The sequence below is a fragment of the Streptomyces diacarni genome (genome assembly GCF_003323715.1).
GTDB lineage: Bacteria > Actinomycetota > Actinomycetes > Streptomycetales > Streptomycetaceae > Streptomyces > Streptomyces diacarni.
This window is the reverse complement of sequence record NZ_QOIN01000036.1, coordinates 19,545-35,653: the sequence shown is the minus strand read 5'-3', so window position 1 is coordinate 35,653 and position 16,109 is coordinate 19,545. Positions and strand designations below refer to the sequence as shown.

The following is a 16,109-nucleotide window of genomic DNA, read 5'->3' as shown; positions in this document are numbered from 1 at the left end:
GTTCGGGTGGAGACCGCGGTGGGGGCCCGGCCTCCACCTCTTCCACGGATCGGCGACCGGATCGGTTCACCGCGGGGGCGGGTTCGTCACCCCTGTTTGTTCCACCTCTTGTTGGTGTTGTTCACCTCCAACTCCCCTTCGGTCAGGTCGACGTGGACAGGGATGCCGGGCCTGCTGCCGACCTTGACGAGGAAGTTGCCGAGTCCTGGCGGGTCGGCCTGGCGGTTGCGGGAGCTGTCCCAGGCGGGCGGCGTGGACCAGTCGACCAAGAGCCGCTTCTCGACCTCCGTCAGCTCCACCACCTGGGACAGTTGCGGCATCTCGGCCGGGGGCAGCCCCGCGCACACCACCATGCCCGCGCGTTCCACGAAGCCCTTGGCCTTGATGCGGTCCTCCTCGGTGGGCAGGGCCAACAGGTCGCCGATGGTGTGGGTGACCATGGCGAGGCCCACGCCGCGCTGCCGGTCCAGGCGGGTGAGGGCGTTGACCCGGTCGACCAGGCCCCGGCCCGCCTGCAGTACCCGCCACAGCTCGTCCATGACCAGGAAGTGGTTGCGGCGCGGCTCGAGACCCGCGTCGGCGAGCGCGTGGGCGGCCGAGACCGCGCCGAAGCCGTACGACCAGCAGGACAGCAGGGCGGCCGCCTGGAGCAGGGTCTCGCTGTCGTCGATGTCGCTGATGTCGAAGCACACGGGGCGGTCGAGCTGCATGGGCTCCGTGGTCGGGCGGGCGAAGGAGTCGCCCAGCAGGCCGTCTCCGAGCAGTGCCGTCAGCGAGGCTTCCAGGTTCTCGGTGATGTCGCGGTAGCGGTTGATGTCTCCGCGGTCGAGGGCGACGGCCCGCACCGGCTCCGGGGCGTCCTTGATGACCTGCACCAGGTCGGCGAGGACCGGTGTGCGGCCGGGGCCGTGCCGGTCGTCGAGGATGTCGAGCGCCGCGGCGAGTACGGTCTCCTCGCGGTCGCCGGGCGGCTCGGAGCGCAGGATCGTCAGCAGCGCGGACACCATGTTCAGGCGCCGGCTGTGGGTGGCGGCCAGGAGTTGGCGGCGCGCCGATCCGGTGAGCCGGGCGGCGGCCGCGGTGGACTCGCCGGGGTCGAGGACGTTGAGGTGGCCGCGGCCCCTGCCGAGGCTGATGACCTGTCCGCCGATGGCCCTGATGAGGTCGACGTAGTCGGGTTTGAGGTCGCCGAAGACGAGCGGGTGCACTCCGTAGCCGGCCAGGCCCAGCGCCATCCGCCGTACGACGGTGGACTTGCCGAGGCCTGGGCGGCCGAGCACGAACATCGAGGGGTTGGCGAGCAGCCCCGTGCGCATGAACCAGCTGACCGGGTCGCAGCACACGGTGGCCCCGGAGTCGAGGTCGCGGCCGAGGGGCACCCCGACCATCGGGGTGCCGGCCCCCGCGCCGAACGGCCACATCCCGCAGACCTGAACGGTGGTGCCGCGCCATTCGGGCGCTGGATCGACGTAGCCGACGGTGCCGCCGCCCCGCCCCGGCCAGCCGCGCGGCGTGGGCTGCGGTGTGCGGGGGGTGTCAGGCCTGCGCGCCCGGGTGCTGCCGCTCGTGCGGGCTGCCATGGGGTCCTCCTGTGCTGGTGGCGTGCGGTGGCGACGGGTCCGCGAGGCGCTACATCGCGTCCCGCACGGTCTGCGGCAGTGCGGTGTGCAGCGGCAGGACGAGACCCAGCGGCAGCGCTGCGGCGAAGGCGGCGGCCTGCGAGCCGTAGACGGGCCTGACCGCGATCCGGGCGGCGGGTGCCAGGTTGTCGACGGCCGCGCTCGCGCTGGGCAGGTCCTCGGCGGAGTCGACGGTGGCGGTGATCAGCAGCCCGAACTGGATGACGCCGTGGCCCTGTGCCTGTTCCTCGGCGGCCTTCCTGGCGGCGACGACCTCCGCGTCGTCGCTCGCCCTGCCGAGTGGCGACTGCTGGGCGGTGAACAGGGCGTTCTTGTAGTCCTGTTGCACGACGCGGGCGCTTTCGGCGCGGCTGTGCGGGCGGTAGAGCAGGGTGACCCGCTTGCGGGCGATGTCGCGGCTGGGCTGCACCAGGCCGGTCAGCACGTTGGCGAACACCTCGCCCTGCGGCGCCTCCGTCATGGCCCAGGTGACGCTGTGGACGCCGTCGTGCCGGTAGTGGTCCCACGCCTCCTGCGCGGCGGTGGGGCCCGCCTGGTCCCAGGTCAGTCCCGTGCCTCCGGCGGCGCGGGCCTCCTCCACGAGTTGGGCGACGGTGGGGTCGTAGGCGACCCGCACGGCCTCGGTGAGTTCGGTCGCCGTCATCGGTACGGCCGTGCCCGCGCCGGTCATGGACAGTCCGGCGGTCAGCCCCGGCAGGCGGGTGCCGATGTGCACCGCCATCTCCTCGACGTTGCGGCGGGGGGAGCCCGGCCGGGCCGCGCCCGAGTACGTCAGCGCGATGCGGGTGCTGATCTGCGCGGAGCCGCTGGGGTAGTCGGCGACCACGTCCCGCAGCATCCTGCGCGCGAGTTCGGGCCCGTCGTCGACCGCGTTGGCGTCGATCTCCTGCTGGAGCCGGACGCCGGGGTCGGGTGCGGTCTCCACGGTGACGCTGGCGGCGACCAGGCCCGGCTCGGTGCCGAGCGCGGAGAGCCACTGGCCCCAGTGGGCCACCCAGATGTCGACCTGCCGCTCGTCGACCAGGGCGGCGCCGTCCGCGTCGCAGGCGACGACGACGGTGTGGTGGTTGGTCGCCGGCACGGTGATCATGGCGAACGGGCGGCCGTAACCGTCGCGTGCCTCGCTCAGCGACGACTGGGCGGCGAGCCCCGGCAGCCGGCAGCTGCCGCCGCCTGCCCGGCCCAGCGGACCCGAGCGGTAGAGGTTGCCGCCCGAGGAGGTGGTACGCCACCAGGCGAGGCGGACCGCGCCGCGCTGCATCAGCGTACGGCCGTGCCGGTCGCGCAGGGCCAGTGGAGCCATGGCGAGCGCGAGAACGGCCGCCAGCGCCAGCGCGACCCACAGGGAGATCAGCGTGCTGAGGACGACGGCGATCAGGCCGCCGAACAGCAGCAGCGTGGCGCCCAGGGACAGGCCCCGCAGTCCGGAGGCGCGCGGCTTGCGGAAGTTGCCGTAGGTGCGCGGGCCGGATTCTTCAGTCACTGCCACGGGATTCCCCCAGCTGGTCGTCGTGGTGTCGAGGAGCCGTCGAGAGCGCGGAGGAGAGGAGTTCGCCCTCGGACGGGTCGCCGGGGGCCGCGGACGGCGCCGGCTTCTGGGACTGCTTGTCCGTGTCCTTGGGGGCCTTGGGGCCCCGCCCCGCGGGGCCGCCTGCCGTGGTGGCGGTCGCCGTGGCGCCCGGCGAGGACTGGGTGCCGCCTGCGCCCTGCGCGGGCCTGCGGGCTCCGGTCGTCCGGCCTGTGCCGCTGCGTGCGCCGGTGGCTTCGCTACGGTCCCGGTGCAGCATCGCGCCGGAGACCGAGCGTCCCGCGGCGGGTCCGCGCAGTTGCGGTACCGCCTGCGCCCCGGTGGCCACCGTCCGGGCGCTGCGGGGCCCTGCGGAGGCGCCGCGTCCGAGGCCCGAGGCGGTGGCCTGCACGGCGGGCGCCGCGAGGCGCAGCAGCGCGGGCAGGGTGCAGCAGGCCAGCACGAGCAGGACCACGCCCGAGACCATGGAGATGATCTCCTTGCCCTCGCCGTCCGGCGCCGTGCCGGTCATCGAGAACGCCGCCGCGTACACGACCGCGGCCGTCGGTTTGTACAGCACGAAGGCCAGTAGCCAGCCCGTGGACTTGCGGAACCAGGCCCGGCCTCCCGGGGTGGAGCTGGCGGCGGCGGACAGCGGGAGCGTTCCGGTGAGGATCACCAGCATGGCCACCCGCACGATCATGAGGGCGATCTGCACCAGACTGCCGACGATCACCAGCAGGGACATGATCAGTACCAGGAAGGCCGAGTCGGAGTCCCCGAGTGCGAGCATCGCCGAGACGCGGTCGTCGAACTCGTTCACGCACTGCCGCACCGGCTCGCCGTCCGGGCTGATCCGCTCGCAGCCCGTGGACCTGTCGATGATCCAGACGCTGAACCTGTCGCCCGCCACGGTCAGCAGGTTGACGGCCGCCACCCCGGCGGAGGAGACGACGACCAGGTTGAGCAGGCCCCGCAGTGCCTGCTTCCCCGGTTCGCTGCGGCGCTGCCAGGCCAGGTGCCCCGCCGCGACGAGCAGGCACAGGACGGCGGTGAACGAGGTGAACCACAGGGTGGAGCCGCGCAGGAAGGCCGCGGGCCCGCTGTCGTAACTGAGCAGGGGGCTCTCGATCTGCGTCCACGCGCTGCCGAGGGCCTTGACGGTGGATCCCGCCGCCTTCGCGGCGCTGTCGACGATGTTGTCGAACGCGCTGTCGCCGAGGTCCTTGGGGGCCGTGCCCTTCCCGTCGCCGACGCAGTAGCCGCCGACCGTGGGCCGCACCCAGCCGAAGTCGCAGCCGGCCATCACACACCACCCCACTCGACGTATCCGGCCAGGGAGTCGACCGGGGTGGGCGCCGGCGGATCGGCCGGGTACTCCAGGCGCCAGTCCCCGTCCTGCCACAGCACGGTCGTGGTGGCGGCCTGCATCCGTCCGTCGGGGAACCGCCACACTGTCTGGATCACCGCCGAGTCGCCGGTGTACGTGACGAACTTGAAGCCGGCGATCTGGCCCTGCACGGCGCCGTCCCCGCTCTCGGACTCCGCCTCGTCCTCCGACTTGGTCCGCGCGGTGATGTAGGGCTCCCGGCCCGCGCCGCGCACCTGGGCCCGCGTCACCTTCAGCCAGTCGTCGGCCGCCAGGTACCGCACGCTGATCTGACTGGTCGCCAGCAGCGCTCCGACGGGCGTGTGCGCGTAGCAGCGCGCCACGTCCCCGCCGACCACGGCAGGGCCCGCGGCCTTGGACGCCGGCAGTGCGACGGTGCCGAACAGCTTCCACGTCACGCCCTCGGGCGCCGCTGTGGGCGCCTCCTTGCCGGTGTCGCCCAGCCGCGGGCACGCGGCCTTCTCGTCCAAGGCCGTGGACGAGCCGCCGTCCGCGCCCCCGCCCCCTGCGCCCTCGCCGCCCGGCTGCGGCGCGGCCGGCTTCCGCGACGCCGCGGCCCTGGCGGCTCCGCCCCCTGCCTCGGAGGACCCGGAGGAGGTGAGCACCACCACGCCGATGACGGCCACGAAGCCGAGGAACGCGACCGCCAGCACGAAGCCGGTCCGCAGCCACGGGCTCTGCGGCTCGTCGCGCTCCGCGCGATTGCCGGACTCTGCCATGTCGTCCCTCCCCATTCTTGCGCCGCGCATGTCAGCTCCCTACGCCTCTCGCGCCGTCACACCAGCGCACCGTCACACCAGCGCGCCGACGACGCCGGAGGCCGAGCCGACGAGCACACAGGCGCCCAGGACGAAACCCAGGCCCTTGACGTGTTCGCGGCCGCCCCCCTTGGAGTGGTCCACGGCCATCCGCGCGGCGACGCCGAAGATGCCCGCGACGCACAGGGCCGTGACGGACCAGGCCACCCACTTGAGCACCGTGAGCAGACCGTCGGCTCCGGGCGGCGCCTCTCCGCCGCCGACATCCGGCACTCCGGAGGGCGCCGGGTCGGCGGCGACGGAGACGAGGTGCTGCGAGGCGGCCGAGACGGCGGCCAACAGAGTGGACATGCGGATCTTCCCCTTTACGCGCGTCGGGTGAGTCGGGACAGGTCGCGTGCCAACGGCGCGCACTGGCTGGGCACATGAGCCGTCGGCGATTCGCCCAGCCGCCACGGCTCCACCCACGGGATCTCCCACAGGCGGGGCACGGCACCGGAGACGAGGCGCACCAGATCGCGCAGGGGGCGCGGGCGGCGGCCCGGGGCGTCTGCGACGACGGCCAGACCCAGCAGTTCGACACCCGTCACCATCTGCGAGGCCCACTGCTGCGCCGCGCTCTGGGCGGCCTTGAGGCCGACCGCGCCGGACCGCGCGACGAGCACCACGGGCTGCGGCACGTCGCCCGCGGGCCAGGCGCGGCCCGCGTCCCGGCCACCGGGCACGGCCTGCTCCAGCGTGGTGACGCCCGCGCCGCCGTGGACACCCAGCCACCACCACGCGGGGCCCGCGGCCGCCTGCGGTGCGGAGACGGGCAGCACGTGCGCGGGCCGCGGCACACCCGCCTGGGGTGCCGCGGGGCCCGTCAGCGCTGTGGGTACGTCCTGAACCGATCGCTGCGGCTCTCCGTTGTTGCCCCCCGAAGGGCGGGCCGGCGACAGCCAGGGGTTGGAAACCGGCGCATCCCCGGCCATGGCATCTCCCTTCGACGCGGACACGACGCCGCAACGCACTGCACGAGTTGACACACGTTCCGAGCGCTGCTTTTCGACTACGGGCCCACATACGGACTCTCGATCGAACTGGTTCAAGGGGGTTGCGGATGACCACGACCACGGTGAGATGGGCGGGGGGTCTCCTCGCCGTGCTGCTCACCATGGTGGTCGGCCTGTCCGTGGTGGCGGCCGCCGACGAGGAGGAGTCACGCGCTCCCCGAGGACTCGTCACCGCGCTCGACGGCGAGCACGTACCGCCCGATTACCTCCAGTGGATCGAGCGCGCCGGCAAGGAGTGCAAGGAGGTCAGCGCCCCGTTGATCGCCGCACAGATCGCGGCCGAGTCGAACTGGAACCCGTCGGCGGAGAGCGGCGCCGGGGCGCAGGGCCTCAGCCAGTTCCTCCCCGGTACCTGGAAGACGTGGGGGGTGGACGCGGCGGGCAAGGACGGCGGCTCGGAACCGGACGGCGAGGCCGACCCGTTCACGCCGGGCGACGCCATCATGACCCAGGCACGGTACGACTGCTGGCTCGCGGGCAAGGTCACGAAGCTGGGGCTGGGCGGCGACCCGACGCGGCTGATACTCGCCGCCTACAACGCGGGCCCCGGCGCGGTCGAAAAGTTCGGCGGCCTGCCGCCGTATCCGGAGACGCAGAACTACGTGTCGAAGATCGTCACCTCGATGGCCGACTACTCGGGGGACATGGCGGTCGAGGACGGCGGCACGTTCGGCAACCGTGTGGTGGCCTACGCCAAGAAGTGGCTCGGCACCCCGTACGCGTGGGGCGGCGGCGGACCCGAAGGGCCCGGACGAGGGTTCGCGCAGGGCGCGGGCACGGTCGGATTCGACTGCTCCAGCCTCGTGCAGTACGCGGTCTACCACGCGAGCAGCGGCCGCACCCTCCTTCCCCGCACCTCGCAGACGCAGGTCACCGAGGGCCGCGAGGTCGCCCGCGACGACATGCGGCCCGGTGACGTCATCGGCTTCAATCTGCACGGCAGCTTCGACCACATCGGCATCTACCTCGGAAACGGCCAGTTCATCCACGCCCCCAAGACAGGCGACGTGGTGAAGATCAGCGACCTCGGCGACAGCTACTACACCAGCAGGCCCCAGAAGGTGAGGCGGTTCGGATGACGCCACTCGGATCCCGCGCCACCGCCGCCACCACGGCGCTCGCGCTCACGCTCACACTCGCGCTCACCGCCGCCGGATGCGGCCTCAGCGGCAGTGACGGTGACGGCGGTGACAACGGCGGCGGCAAACAGCGCGCACACGCGGCCGGTTCCTCTCCGGCGCCCGACCCGACCGGCTCCGGCACGTCGTCGGCCCCGGCCTCGCCCGACACGCACACGCCTCCCCCCTCCCCCACCGAGTCCGAGACCGCCCCGCAGGGCGGCACCCCCAAAGGCGGCGTTCCGAAACCCGGCGACGTCGACCAGACGGACGCCGACGCGGTCGGCAAGGGAACGCTCACCGCGATGTGGACGTTCGACACCACGGTCGACCAGGGCCCGCAGGACGCCGGCACCCGCACGGCGGACGCGGGCTGGCTGACACCGTCGTACGCACGGCAACTGAGCGAGCACCGGCCCCGCTCCGCCCCCGGTGCCCAGTGGGCGACGTGGAAGCGGCACCGCGCCTACACCACCGTGGAGCTGGCGAAGACGGAGGACGCGGCGAAACCGGACGACACCGACACCGTGGCCTGGCGGCAGTGGACCCTCACCACCACCCCGCACGGGCGCGACGGCTGGACGCAGAAACCCACCACCGCCGCGGCGTTCGTCCACCTCGTGCGCAAGAAGGCCGACGCGGAGTGGCACGTCGCCGACGTCACCGTGCGCTAGGGGCTTTCGTTTGGACCTGACCAGAAAGGAGCTTCATGCCCACCACGTACGAGCCCGCCGAGGTGCCCGCCTGGCCGGCGTACGCCTTCGTCGTCACGGACGACGGCCGGGTGACCGTCTCAGGGCCGCTCCTCCCCGCGTCCGAACACCCCGACCGCGCCTCGGCCATCGACGCCGTGGCCGCGGCGGCCGCCGGGCTCGGCCGACCGGTACGGGCACAGGCCACCGAACCGGACGGCGCGGTGTGGCTCCTGGTCATCTCTCCCGACGGAGCGGTGGGTGAACTCGCGGGCGGCGGCCAGCGGGGGAAGGCACCGAAGAAGCGCGCCCCCGCACGGGCCGCCGGCTCTCCCGCTCCCGCCGCTCCGAGCACCGCCCCCGGGGCGGACGCGGGCGCGGGTGCGGGCACGGTGCCGACGCCCCGCCCCGCGCAGACCCCCGCGCCCGAGCCGGCGCCCGCCCCTGCGCCAACACCCGTTCCCGAGCCGGCGCCCGCCCCCGAGCCCGCACCCGCCCCGGCTGCGGATCCGTCCCCGGCCCCGACTCCGGCCCCGGCGGCCGGGCCGCCCGTGACGCCGGGGTCCCTCGCCGACGCCGTGACCCACCTCAACGCCCACGCGGCGGCGGGCCGAGTGGACCACGCACTGACGCTGGCCGCACGGCTCGACGACCAGACCGCCAACGCGCTCGGCCTCTCCCACCCCGACGCCCTCCGCATCCGTGAGGCCCGTGCCCGCATCACCTCCATGGCCGGTGACGTCAGCGGCGCGGTCCGGCTCTACCGCGACATCGCCGAACGCTGGCACTACCAGGGGGCGGACGAGCAGGCCGAAGCGGTGGCGGACTGCGCCCACGCCCTCTGGCTGGAGATCCCCGACCTGGAGACGGCCATCCAGGCCGGCGTGGCCGTGGTACGGATGCGCAACCAGATACCCGGCGAGTCGGGCAGCGCGTTCACCGCCGTCGTGGAGCACCAGGCACGCCTCGAAGCGGCCCGCGACGCCGCCGCACGGGCCGAGCGCGCGATGACTTCCCACTAGCTCGTTCGGATCGTGCCGGGCTCGCGGGCCCGGCGTCCCTCAGCGCGGCGCCTCGTCGAGGATGCCGCGCTTCTTCGCCTCGGGGACGCACGCGGTCGGTAGCGTGTCCGCCGCCAGGTAGTCGGCGTACTCGCGTTCACCGCGCTGCACGCGGTCCAGGAGCCGGGCGCACTCCCGGTCCGCGCGGCCGGCGTCGTCCCCGTCGTCCGAGGCCTGGGAGATCAGGACCCCTCCGGCGCAGGCCGCCACGACCGCCGCCACGGCACCACCCACCGCCACCCGTCTCCCCTTCATGCGCAGACCGTACCGCGAGGGCGCCGTACACGGACCGGCCCATGGGCGCCGCCCGCCCGCAAGGCGACGGCGGGTGCGCTTGCGTCCGCGCACCGACGGCGGGGGTGCCGCACCTCGTTGGCTTCACCCGCACGGAAGTGGACTTTTGGGAGACGGTTAGAGGCGCCGCGTACGCTGCCGCTTTCGACGGCGGAGTGTCTGCGGAAGGGGCCGTTGGTGCGGTGGATGGTGACCGGCGGGGGCGGGAGGCTCGGACACCATGTGACCGGGGCGCTGGCGCGGGAGAGCGAGCGGGGCGGTGACCAGGTCGCCGTCCTCGACCGGGCGGCGCTGGACATCGCCGAACCGGACGCGCTGCGCGCCGTGTTCGCCGAGCACCGCCCCGACGTGGTGCTCAACTGCGCCGCGTACACGGCCGTCGACGGCGCGGAGACGGACTGGGCCCGGGCGCTGCGGGTCAACGCCGAGGGGCCCCGCAGGCTGGCCGAGGCGTGCGCCGTGCACGGGGCGAGGCTGGTGCACGTCTCGACCAACGCCGTCTTCCCCGGGGACGCACGGGCGCCGTACGACGAGGACCATCCGCCCGCGCCGGGCACCGCGTACGGACGCAGCAAGCTCGCGGGCGAGGAGGCCGTCCTCGCCCGGCTGCCCGGGGCGGGGGTCGTGGCCCGTACGGCCTGGCTCTACGGCCGTCGGGGGCGCAGCTTCGTCAGCACGATGATCGAGCGGGCCGCGGCCGGCGAGACCGTCGATGTCGTCGACGACCAGTACGGGCAGCCCTCCTGGGCGGGGGACGTCGCGGCACAGTTGATCACGCTGGGCCGCTCCCCCCGGGCGCACGGGGTCTTCCACGCCACCAACTCAGGCGAGGCGTCCTGGTACGAGCTCGCGCGCGAGGTCTTCCGCCTGGTCGGGGCCGATCCGGGGCTGGTACGTCCGATCAGCGACGCGGAGTACGGGAGGGCGGCACAGCTCCCCGCGTACACGGTGCTGGGGCACGGGCGGTGGCGGGACATCGGCGCCGATCCGCCCCGCGACTGGCGCCGGGCGCTCGGCGGCGCGCTGGAGGAGCTGCTGCCCCTGTGGGCGGTGCCGCGCGGATCCGCGTAGGCGCCCGGCGCCCCCGGCAGGCGTTCCGCGTGCCGGGGGCGAGGGGCGCTCAGAGGATCACGGGTTCGGGGATCGGCAGGATGAACCGGCCGCCGGAGTCCCGGAACGCCGATTCCTTGCCGATGATCTCCTCGGCGTAGTTCCAGGCCAGGAGCAGGTAGAAGTCGGGGGCGTGCTCCTTGGCGTACTCGGGCGGATGCACAGGTACGTGCGTGCCCGGCAGCACCTTGCCCTGCTTCAGGTCGGTGGTGTCGATGCAGAACTCCAGCTCGTCGAGGCCGATTCCGCACACGTTGAGGATCGTGTTGCCCTTCGCGGGGGCGCCGTACCCGGCGATCCGCTTGCCCTGCGCGACGAGTCCGCGCAGGAGCGCGGGCAGTTCCGCCCGGATCTCCGCGACGTTGCGGGCGAAGCCCTCGTAGGTGGCGTCCAGGTGCATTCCGGCGCGCTGCTCCGTCTCGAGCAGTTCGTCGACGATCGGGCGCACGGGCCACGGGCCGTCCGCGTGTCCGACGAACACCAGGATCGAGCCGCCGTGCACCGCCAGCCGCTCCACGTCCACCACGCGCAGCCCGTGCCGCTCGAAGAAGGTGACGAGGGTGCCGACCGTCAGATACGAGAGGTGCTCGTGGTAGATCGTGTCGAACGACGTCTTCTCGAGGAGGTCCAGGGCGTATGGCACCTCGATGGCGAGCACGCCCTGGGGGCTCAGCAGTTCCCTGGCGCCGGCCGCGATCTCGGCGATGTCGTCGACGTGCGCGAAGACGTGGCGCCCCAGCACCAGCCTGGCGGGCCCGTGATCGGCCTTGATGGACGCGCCGGCCTCGGCGGAGAAGAACTCGGGAACGGTCTCGATGCCGTCGGCCATGGCGACCGCGGCCAGATTCCGTGCCGGGTCGACGCCCACCGTGCGCATGCCCGTGTCGCGGAACGCCATGAGCTGCCGCCCGGTGTTGCTGCCGAACTCCACGACGAGGCCGTCGCGGGGCATCTCGAAGCGTTCGCGGCACACGTCGACGACGTAGCGCATGTGCCGCGTGATCATCTCCGAGTCGGGCGTCACGTACAGGTAGTCGCGGAAGAGGATCTGCGGGTCGACCACGTGCGTGAGGCTCATCAGCCGGCACGAGCGGCAGGAGCGCACGCCCAGCGGATAGAACCGCTCGTCGTAGGAGTCGGCCTGCGGCAGGAACTGGTTGGCCAGCGGTACCGGGCCGAAGGAGACGACGTCCTGCCAGTCGTCCCGTTCGCACACCCGGCACGTGACGACCTGTCGGACTGTCTCGTGCTTTTCCATGTGAGGGAGCCATTCTGGGTCTGCCGGGAGAACACGGGCGGCGAGCCGGGCGCCCGTGCTCGGTCCCTCAGTGATTCGTGGTCGGATCGTCGGATCTCCGCTCTCGTGTCCGCGCCCTTGCCTGCGGCACGGAGAGGTCGACCGTGGGGACACGGGCGCGGCTCATCGGGAGCGTGCCCTCGGTGTTCTCACCCTTCTGGATGAGCGCGAGGTTGTGGTAGAAGTGCGCCGCCACCACGGTGCTGTCGGTGTAGCGGGGCGTGTAGTCGGGCAGCAGGAACTCCTCGTGGTTGAGGCCGTCCACGAGGGTCTTGAGGAAGCCCATGGACGTCGTGGTGTCGCCGAGTTCGGTGCTGCTGCCGCCGTAGCCGGGCCAGTAGGCGGTCTGGGTGTCCTCCACGACGTAGAAGCCGCCCTCCCGCAGTACGGGGAAGAGTTTGCGGAAGGACGCCAGGACGTCGCGGTTGATGTGGCTGCCGTCGTCGATCACCAGGTCCAGCGGCCCGGTCTGTGCGATCACGTGGTCGAGGAAGTCCTCGTCGGCCTGGTGGCCCTGGAAGGTGCGGATCCGGGCCTCGTCCAGCGGCGACTTGTCGAACACGTCGATGCCGTGGACACGCGCGTGCGGGAAGTAGTCGCGCCACATGCGCAGCGACGCACCGCCGGCCTCCGGGTCGTCGTGCCCGCCCACGCCGATCTCCAGCACCCGCAGCGGCAGGTGGCGCAGCGGGTGGAAGTGCCTTTCGTAGTGCGTCGTGTAGCGGTGCGTGCCCCACTTGTCCGAGCCGTGGAGCTGTGCCAGCTCCGTCAGGCTCGCACCGTCGCCGGAGCCGGGATCCCCGTGCGGGTCGTGCGGTGTGTGCATCGCGCCTTGTGCCTCCTGCCCGTGGACCGTCATCGCGGCGCGCCCGTCACTGCCGGGCCAGGTTCTCGAGGACGCCGGCCACCTCGGCGGGGGTGGGCTGGGCGAGCATCTCCTCGCGCAGTGCCCCGGCCGCCTCGCGGTAGCCCGGGTTCGACAGCACCTCGGTGGTGGCCTTGCGCACGGCCTGCGCGTCGAAGTCGTCCAGCGACAGGTTGACGCCGGCGCCCGCCGCGGCGAGGCGCTCCGCGTTCAGCCGCTGTTCGCCGAGGTGGCTCGGCGCCGTCACCTGGGGCACGCCGTTGACCGTGGCCGTCATCAGCGCTCCCGCCCCTGCCGTGTGGATCATCGCGTCGCAGCTGGGCAGCAGCAAGCTCAGCGGGGTGTCCTCCAGGATCCGTACGCCGTCCGGCACGCCCGCCAGCTGTCCGCGGTCCGCGCTGCTGACGGCCACCACGATCTCGGCGCCCAGGTCGGCGACGGCGTCCACGACCATGGGCACGGGAGAGGACTCCTGGCCCAGGATGCGGGTCGTGGAGGTGCCCCAGGTGACGCACACGCGCTGCCGCTTCGGGGCCCGTGCCAGCCAGTCCGGCAGCTCGGTCGCACCGTTGTAGGGCACATACCGCACGGGCAGCCGGCCCGGTACGTCCGGCACCCGCATGCTGGGCGGGCAGGGGTCGATCGTGCGGACTGCGTAGTCCTCACGCACCGGGACGCCGTAGCGCTCGCACAGTGCCGCCAGGGCCTCGGGGAGCCGGCCGGTGGCCGGGTCGCTCTCAGCGGTGCGGTCGCGGCCGGGCGGCAGCGCGGGTCCCCACAGGCAGCGGACGAAGGGGGCACCGGTGAGTTCGGCGATCAGCGGCGCGGCGAAGGGCAGCGGGTCGGCCAGGACGAGGTCGGGCCGCCAGTCCTCGACCGCCGTGCGCAGATCGCCGACCATGGCGTCGACGAGCCGGACGAGGGCCGTCTCCATCGCGTCGGGGCCGAGCCGCATGAAGCGCCGCAGCGCCTCGTCACGGGAGAGGGCGGAGGTGCCGTCGCCGGCTTCCGCCGCTCCGGGCCCCGCGGAGATGTCACCGCGTACGTTGAAGTCGCCGGCGATCGGCACCGCGGTCAGCCCTGCCCGGGTGACGGTGGCGACGGCGGGGGGCTGGCCCGCGACCCGCACGTCGTGCCCGGCGGCCCGGAGCGCCCAGGCGAGGGGCACCAGCGGGAACACATGCGGCACCGCGGCCATCGAGATGAACAGGACTCGCAATTCGTGTACCTCCTGTCCCAGTGAAGGAAACGATACCAACGCGCGGCTAAAGCGGCTCTTGGTGTGGTTCTCCCGTACGGTACAGGGCGGTTCGCGCTTTCTCAGCAGCTAAAGGGCTCCTGAAGGTCCACTGAAAGTCGTCTGGCGCTTCCGCGGGGAAGGGTGTCTCATGGGCGCCTGGAAGCATGGGGAGAATGCTGTGATTTCCCTGCGGTTCCGACTGTTTCGGCGCGGGCGAAAGACGAAGAGGAGAACGAGATGGCGCAGAGCTTCACGGCCAGCCGGATGTGGAACCGCATCCACGACCTCTGGGGCGAGGAAGCCGCGGCCGATCTGTCGGACTTCAAGTCCGACACGAGGAACTACAAGATCTCCCTGTGGGACCCGAGGGTCAACGGAGTCAGGTACCTCAAAGCGCTGATCTACAACTACGGCATGCAGCTGGGCCCGGACGACTGGGCCAGGATCAGGAAGATCGAGAACCGGGAGACGGGCAATCCGGTCTCGGTGCGCATCCACGGCGAGATGCTGTGCATGGACTACCTGCAGGGCGTCCTGGAGCTCGGGTTCATCGAGAAGGAGGTCGATCTGCGGGGCGGAAGCGTCATGGAGATCGGCGCGGGATACGGGCGCACGTGCCACACGATCATGTCCAATCACGACCTCGCTGCGTACTACATCGTCGATCTCGAAAAGACCCTGCAACTGAGCAGGAAGTACCTCAGGACGGTCCTCGCGCCGGAGCAGTTCGAGAAGATCACCTTCGTACAGGCGGACGATTCCGTGGACAGCGTGTATTCCGCGATGGACGCAGCACACTTCGACCTGTGCATCAACGTGCACTCCATGGCTGAAATGCCCGAGGAAACGGTGCGCGCGTATCTGAAGCTGATCGACACCAAATGCTCGGCGTTCTTCGTCAAGAACCCGGTCGGAAAGTTCCTCGACAAGAACCTGGACGGCCACCCGGAGGGGCAGGAGGCCGTGGACCTGGCGTTGGAGGCGGGGCCGCTCCGCCAGGTGCTGGACATCTACGACAGTGAAGCCGTCGACGCGGCGGTCCCCGGGTACATCACCACCTACACGCCCGGAGACGGCTGGACGTGCGTGGCCGACGGGCGCGGGCTCCCATGGAGCTACTTCTGGCAGGTGATCTACAAGAACGAGCGCGCGGGCCGGTAGCGGGCCGGCCTCCACGCCCGGGAGCGGCGCGCCTGGCGCGCCGCTCCCGGGCGTGCGGCTGCCGGGCGCGCCGCGGCGCCCGCTCCTGCGGGTCCTGTTCCGGTGAGGGGTGCCCACTGGTCGTAGTGTGCGGTCCGCGGGCGGGGAGTGGCCGGCCGCGCAGTCCCCCGCGCCCCTTCGGGGCGCGGGCAGACTCCGGGATATTACGCCTCGCGGTGCGCTTCCCTGCCGAGTTCCAGGCACGTGCGGTAGTCGGGGAGCATCCCCGCCTTCTCCGCCTCGGCGACCGTGGGAGCACCCGCGTCCCGCTCGGAGACCACGACCTCCCCACGCCCGGGCACCGGCAGGTCCAGCGCGGGGTCGAAGGGGGACACCGAGTACTCGTGCTCCGGCACGTACTCCTCGGAGACCAGGTAGGACATCACCGTGTCGTCCTCCAGCGCGAGGAAGGCATGGCCCACCCCGATCGGGAAGTACACGGCACGCGGCTGCGTGCCGCCCATGGTGACCGCGTCCCACTCCATGAACGTGGGTGAGCCGACGCGCAGATCGACGACCAGGTCGACCGCCCGCCCGTAGGCGCACGAGACGTACTTGGTCACACCGGGCGGCGTCCGCGTGAAGTGGATGCCGCGCAGCGTGCCGCGCCGCGACGTACTGCAGTTCGTCTGCGCCACGGCGGGCAGCGGGTGGCCCACGGCCGCGACGAAAGCGGACCTCTGCAAGGGGGCCGTGAACTGGCCTCGGGCGTCGGGGAACACCCGCGGTACGAACTCGAACGCGCCCTTCACCTTCAGTTCGCGGTACTCCATGCCATCCTCCGCAGGGGTTCTGCTACGAGCGCTGTCCCGGAGCCGGTGTCCGGGTGGAGCGGGCGGTCGGGCGCGCACGCCCGCGGGGGCCACGCGCCACGCACGCCCA

Annotated in this window: 16 protein-coding genes; 5 read left to right on the top strand and 11 right to left on the bottom strand. The window is 72.5% G+C overall.

What is annotated here, in order from left to right; translation table 11 throughout:
• Positions 1 to 86: 86 nt before the first annotated feature.
• The 6 genes from DTL70_RS08825 to DTL70_RS08800 all read right to left on the bottom strand — a co-directional run bounded on the left by DTL70_RS08825 (position 87) and on the right by DTL70_RS08800 (position 6,269).
• Positions 87 to 1,580: an ATP/GTP-binding protein gene (locus DTL70_RS08825; protein WP_114021320.1), complete on the bottom strand. Its 1,494-nt coding sequence runs from the start codon at positions 1,578 to 1,580 to the stop codon at positions 87 to 89.
• 49 nt (positions 1,581 to 1,629) lie between these two features.
• Complete coding sequence (locus tag DTL70_RS08820; RefSeq protein ID WP_114021319.1) at positions 1,630 to 3,123, bottom strand: SCO6880 family protein; 1,494 nt, start codon at positions 3,121 to 3,123, stop codon at positions 1,630 to 1,632.
• The gene (locus DTL70_RS08815) at positions 3,116 to 4,453 is read right to left on the bottom strand and encodes a hypothetical protein (RefSeq protein WP_114021318.1); all 1,338 of its coding nucleotides are present in this window, start codon (positions 4,451 to 4,453) and stop codon (positions 3,116 to 3,118) included. The genes DTL70_RS08820 and DTL70_RS08815 overlap by 8 nt, the downstream gene beginning before the upstream one ends.
• Complete coding sequence (locus tag DTL70_RS08810) at positions 4,453 to 5,256, bottom strand: DUF8175 domain-containg protein (RefSeq protein WP_114021317.1); 804 nt, start codon at positions 5,254 to 5,256, stop codon at positions 4,453 to 4,455. Before DTL70_RS08810 ends, DTL70_RS08815 begins: the two co-directional genes overlap by 1 nt.
• 72 nt (positions 5,257 to 5,328) lie before the next feature.
• A complete protein-coding gene (locus DTL70_RS08805; RefSeq protein ID WP_114021316.1) occupies positions 5,329 to 5,646 on the bottom strand; it encodes a hypothetical protein in 318 nt (105 codons plus the stop codon).
• 14 nt (positions 5,647 to 5,660) lie between these two features.
• Positions 5,661 to 6,269, bottom strand: coding sequence for a DUF6668 family protein (locus tag DTL70_RS08800; RefSeq protein ID WP_114021315.1), 609 nt, complete (start codon positions 6,267 to 6,269; stop codon positions 5,661 to 5,663).
• A gap of 128 nt (positions 6,270 to 6,397) precedes the next feature.
• Here DTL70_RS08800 and DTL70_RS08795 point away from each other — a divergent pair, with 128 nt between their 5' ends.
• Genes DTL70_RS08795 through DTL70_RS08785 form a run of 3 tightly spaced genes read left to right on the top strand, consistent with a single transcriptional unit; the run spans position 6,398 to position 9,182 of the window.
• Positions 6,398 to 7,429 (top strand): bifunctional lytic transglycosylase/C40 family peptidase, encoded by a 1,032-nt coding sequence (locus tag DTL70_RS08795; RefSeq protein WP_114021314.1) that lies wholly within the window; start codon positions 6,398 to 6,400, stop codon positions 7,427 to 7,429.
• Positions 7,426 to 8,142, top strand: a complete 717-nt coding sequence (locus tag DTL70_RS08790) for a hypothetical protein (protein WP_114021313.1) — start codon at positions 7,426 to 7,428, stop codon at positions 8,140 to 8,142. Before DTL70_RS08795 ends, DTL70_RS08790 begins: the two co-directional genes overlap by 4 nt.
• Positions 8,143 to 8,177: 35 nt before the next feature.
• Complete coding sequence (locus DTL70_RS08785) at positions 8,178 to 9,182, top strand: hypothetical protein (protein WP_114021312.1); 1,005 nt, start codon at positions 8,178 to 8,180, stop codon at positions 9,180 to 9,182.
• Positions 9,183 to 9,221: 39 nt separating this feature from the next.
• On the opposite strand, the gene DTL70_RS08780 is transcribed toward DTL70_RS08785, so the two are convergent.
• On the bottom strand, positions 9,222 to 9,476 hold the full coding sequence (locus DTL70_RS08780; protein ID WP_147266752.1) for a hypothetical protein: 255 nt from the start codon (positions 9,474 to 9,476) through the stop codon (positions 9,222 to 9,224).
• Between the two features lie 216 nt (positions 9,477 to 9,692).
• Between DTL70_RS08780 and rfbD the strand changes: the two genes are divergently transcribed.
• Positions 9,693 to 10,586 carry a dTDP-4-dehydrorhamnose reductase gene (gene rfbD, locus DTL70_RS08775; RefSeq protein WP_114021310.1) on the top strand — a complete coding sequence of 298 codons (894 nt, stop codon included), beginning with the start codon at positions 9,693 to 9,695 and terminating at the stop codon, positions 10,584 to 10,586.
• Between the two features lie 49 nt (positions 10,587 to 10,635).
• On the opposite strand, the gene DTL70_RS08770 is transcribed toward rfbD, so the two are convergent.
• From DTL70_RS08770 to DTL70_RS08760, 3 genes are all read right to left on the bottom strand, one after another.
• Positions 10,636 to 11,883, bottom strand: a complete 1,248-nt coding sequence (locus DTL70_RS08770) for a class I SAM-dependent methyltransferase (protein WP_114021309.1) — start codon at positions 11,881 to 11,883, stop codon at positions 10,636 to 10,638.
• A gap of 67 nt (positions 11,884 to 11,950) precedes the next feature.
• Entirely contained in the window at positions 11,951 to 12,748 is a 798-nt protein-coding gene (locus tag DTL70_RS08765; RefSeq protein WP_114021308.1) for an O-methyltransferase, read from the bottom strand.
• Positions 12,749 to 12,794: 46 nt separating this feature from the next.
• Positions 12,795 to 14,006 carry a nucleotide disphospho-sugar-binding domain-containing protein gene (locus DTL70_RS08760; RefSeq protein ID WP_114021307.1) on the bottom strand — a complete coding sequence of 404 codons (1,212 nt, stop codon included), beginning with the start codon at positions 14,004 to 14,006 and terminating at the stop codon, positions 12,795 to 12,797.
• A 258-nt stretch (positions 14,007 to 14,264) separates the two neighbouring features.
• On the opposite strand from DTL70_RS08760, the gene DTL70_RS08755 reads away from it, so the two are divergent.
• Positions 14,265 to 15,188, top strand: a complete 924-nt coding sequence (locus tag DTL70_RS08755; RefSeq protein ID WP_114021306.1) for a putative sugar O-methyltransferase — start codon at positions 14,265 to 14,267, stop codon at positions 15,186 to 15,188.
• Positions 15,189 to 15,391: 203 nt separating this feature from the next.
• On the opposite strand, the gene DTL70_RS08750 is transcribed toward DTL70_RS08755, so the two are convergent.
• Complete coding sequence (locus DTL70_RS08750; RefSeq protein WP_114021305.1) at positions 15,392 to 16,000, bottom strand: dTDP-4-dehydrorhamnose 3,5-epimerase family protein; 609 nt, start codon at positions 15,998 to 16,000, stop codon at positions 15,392 to 15,394.
• Between the last annotated feature and the right edge of the window lie 109 nt (positions 16,001 to 16,109).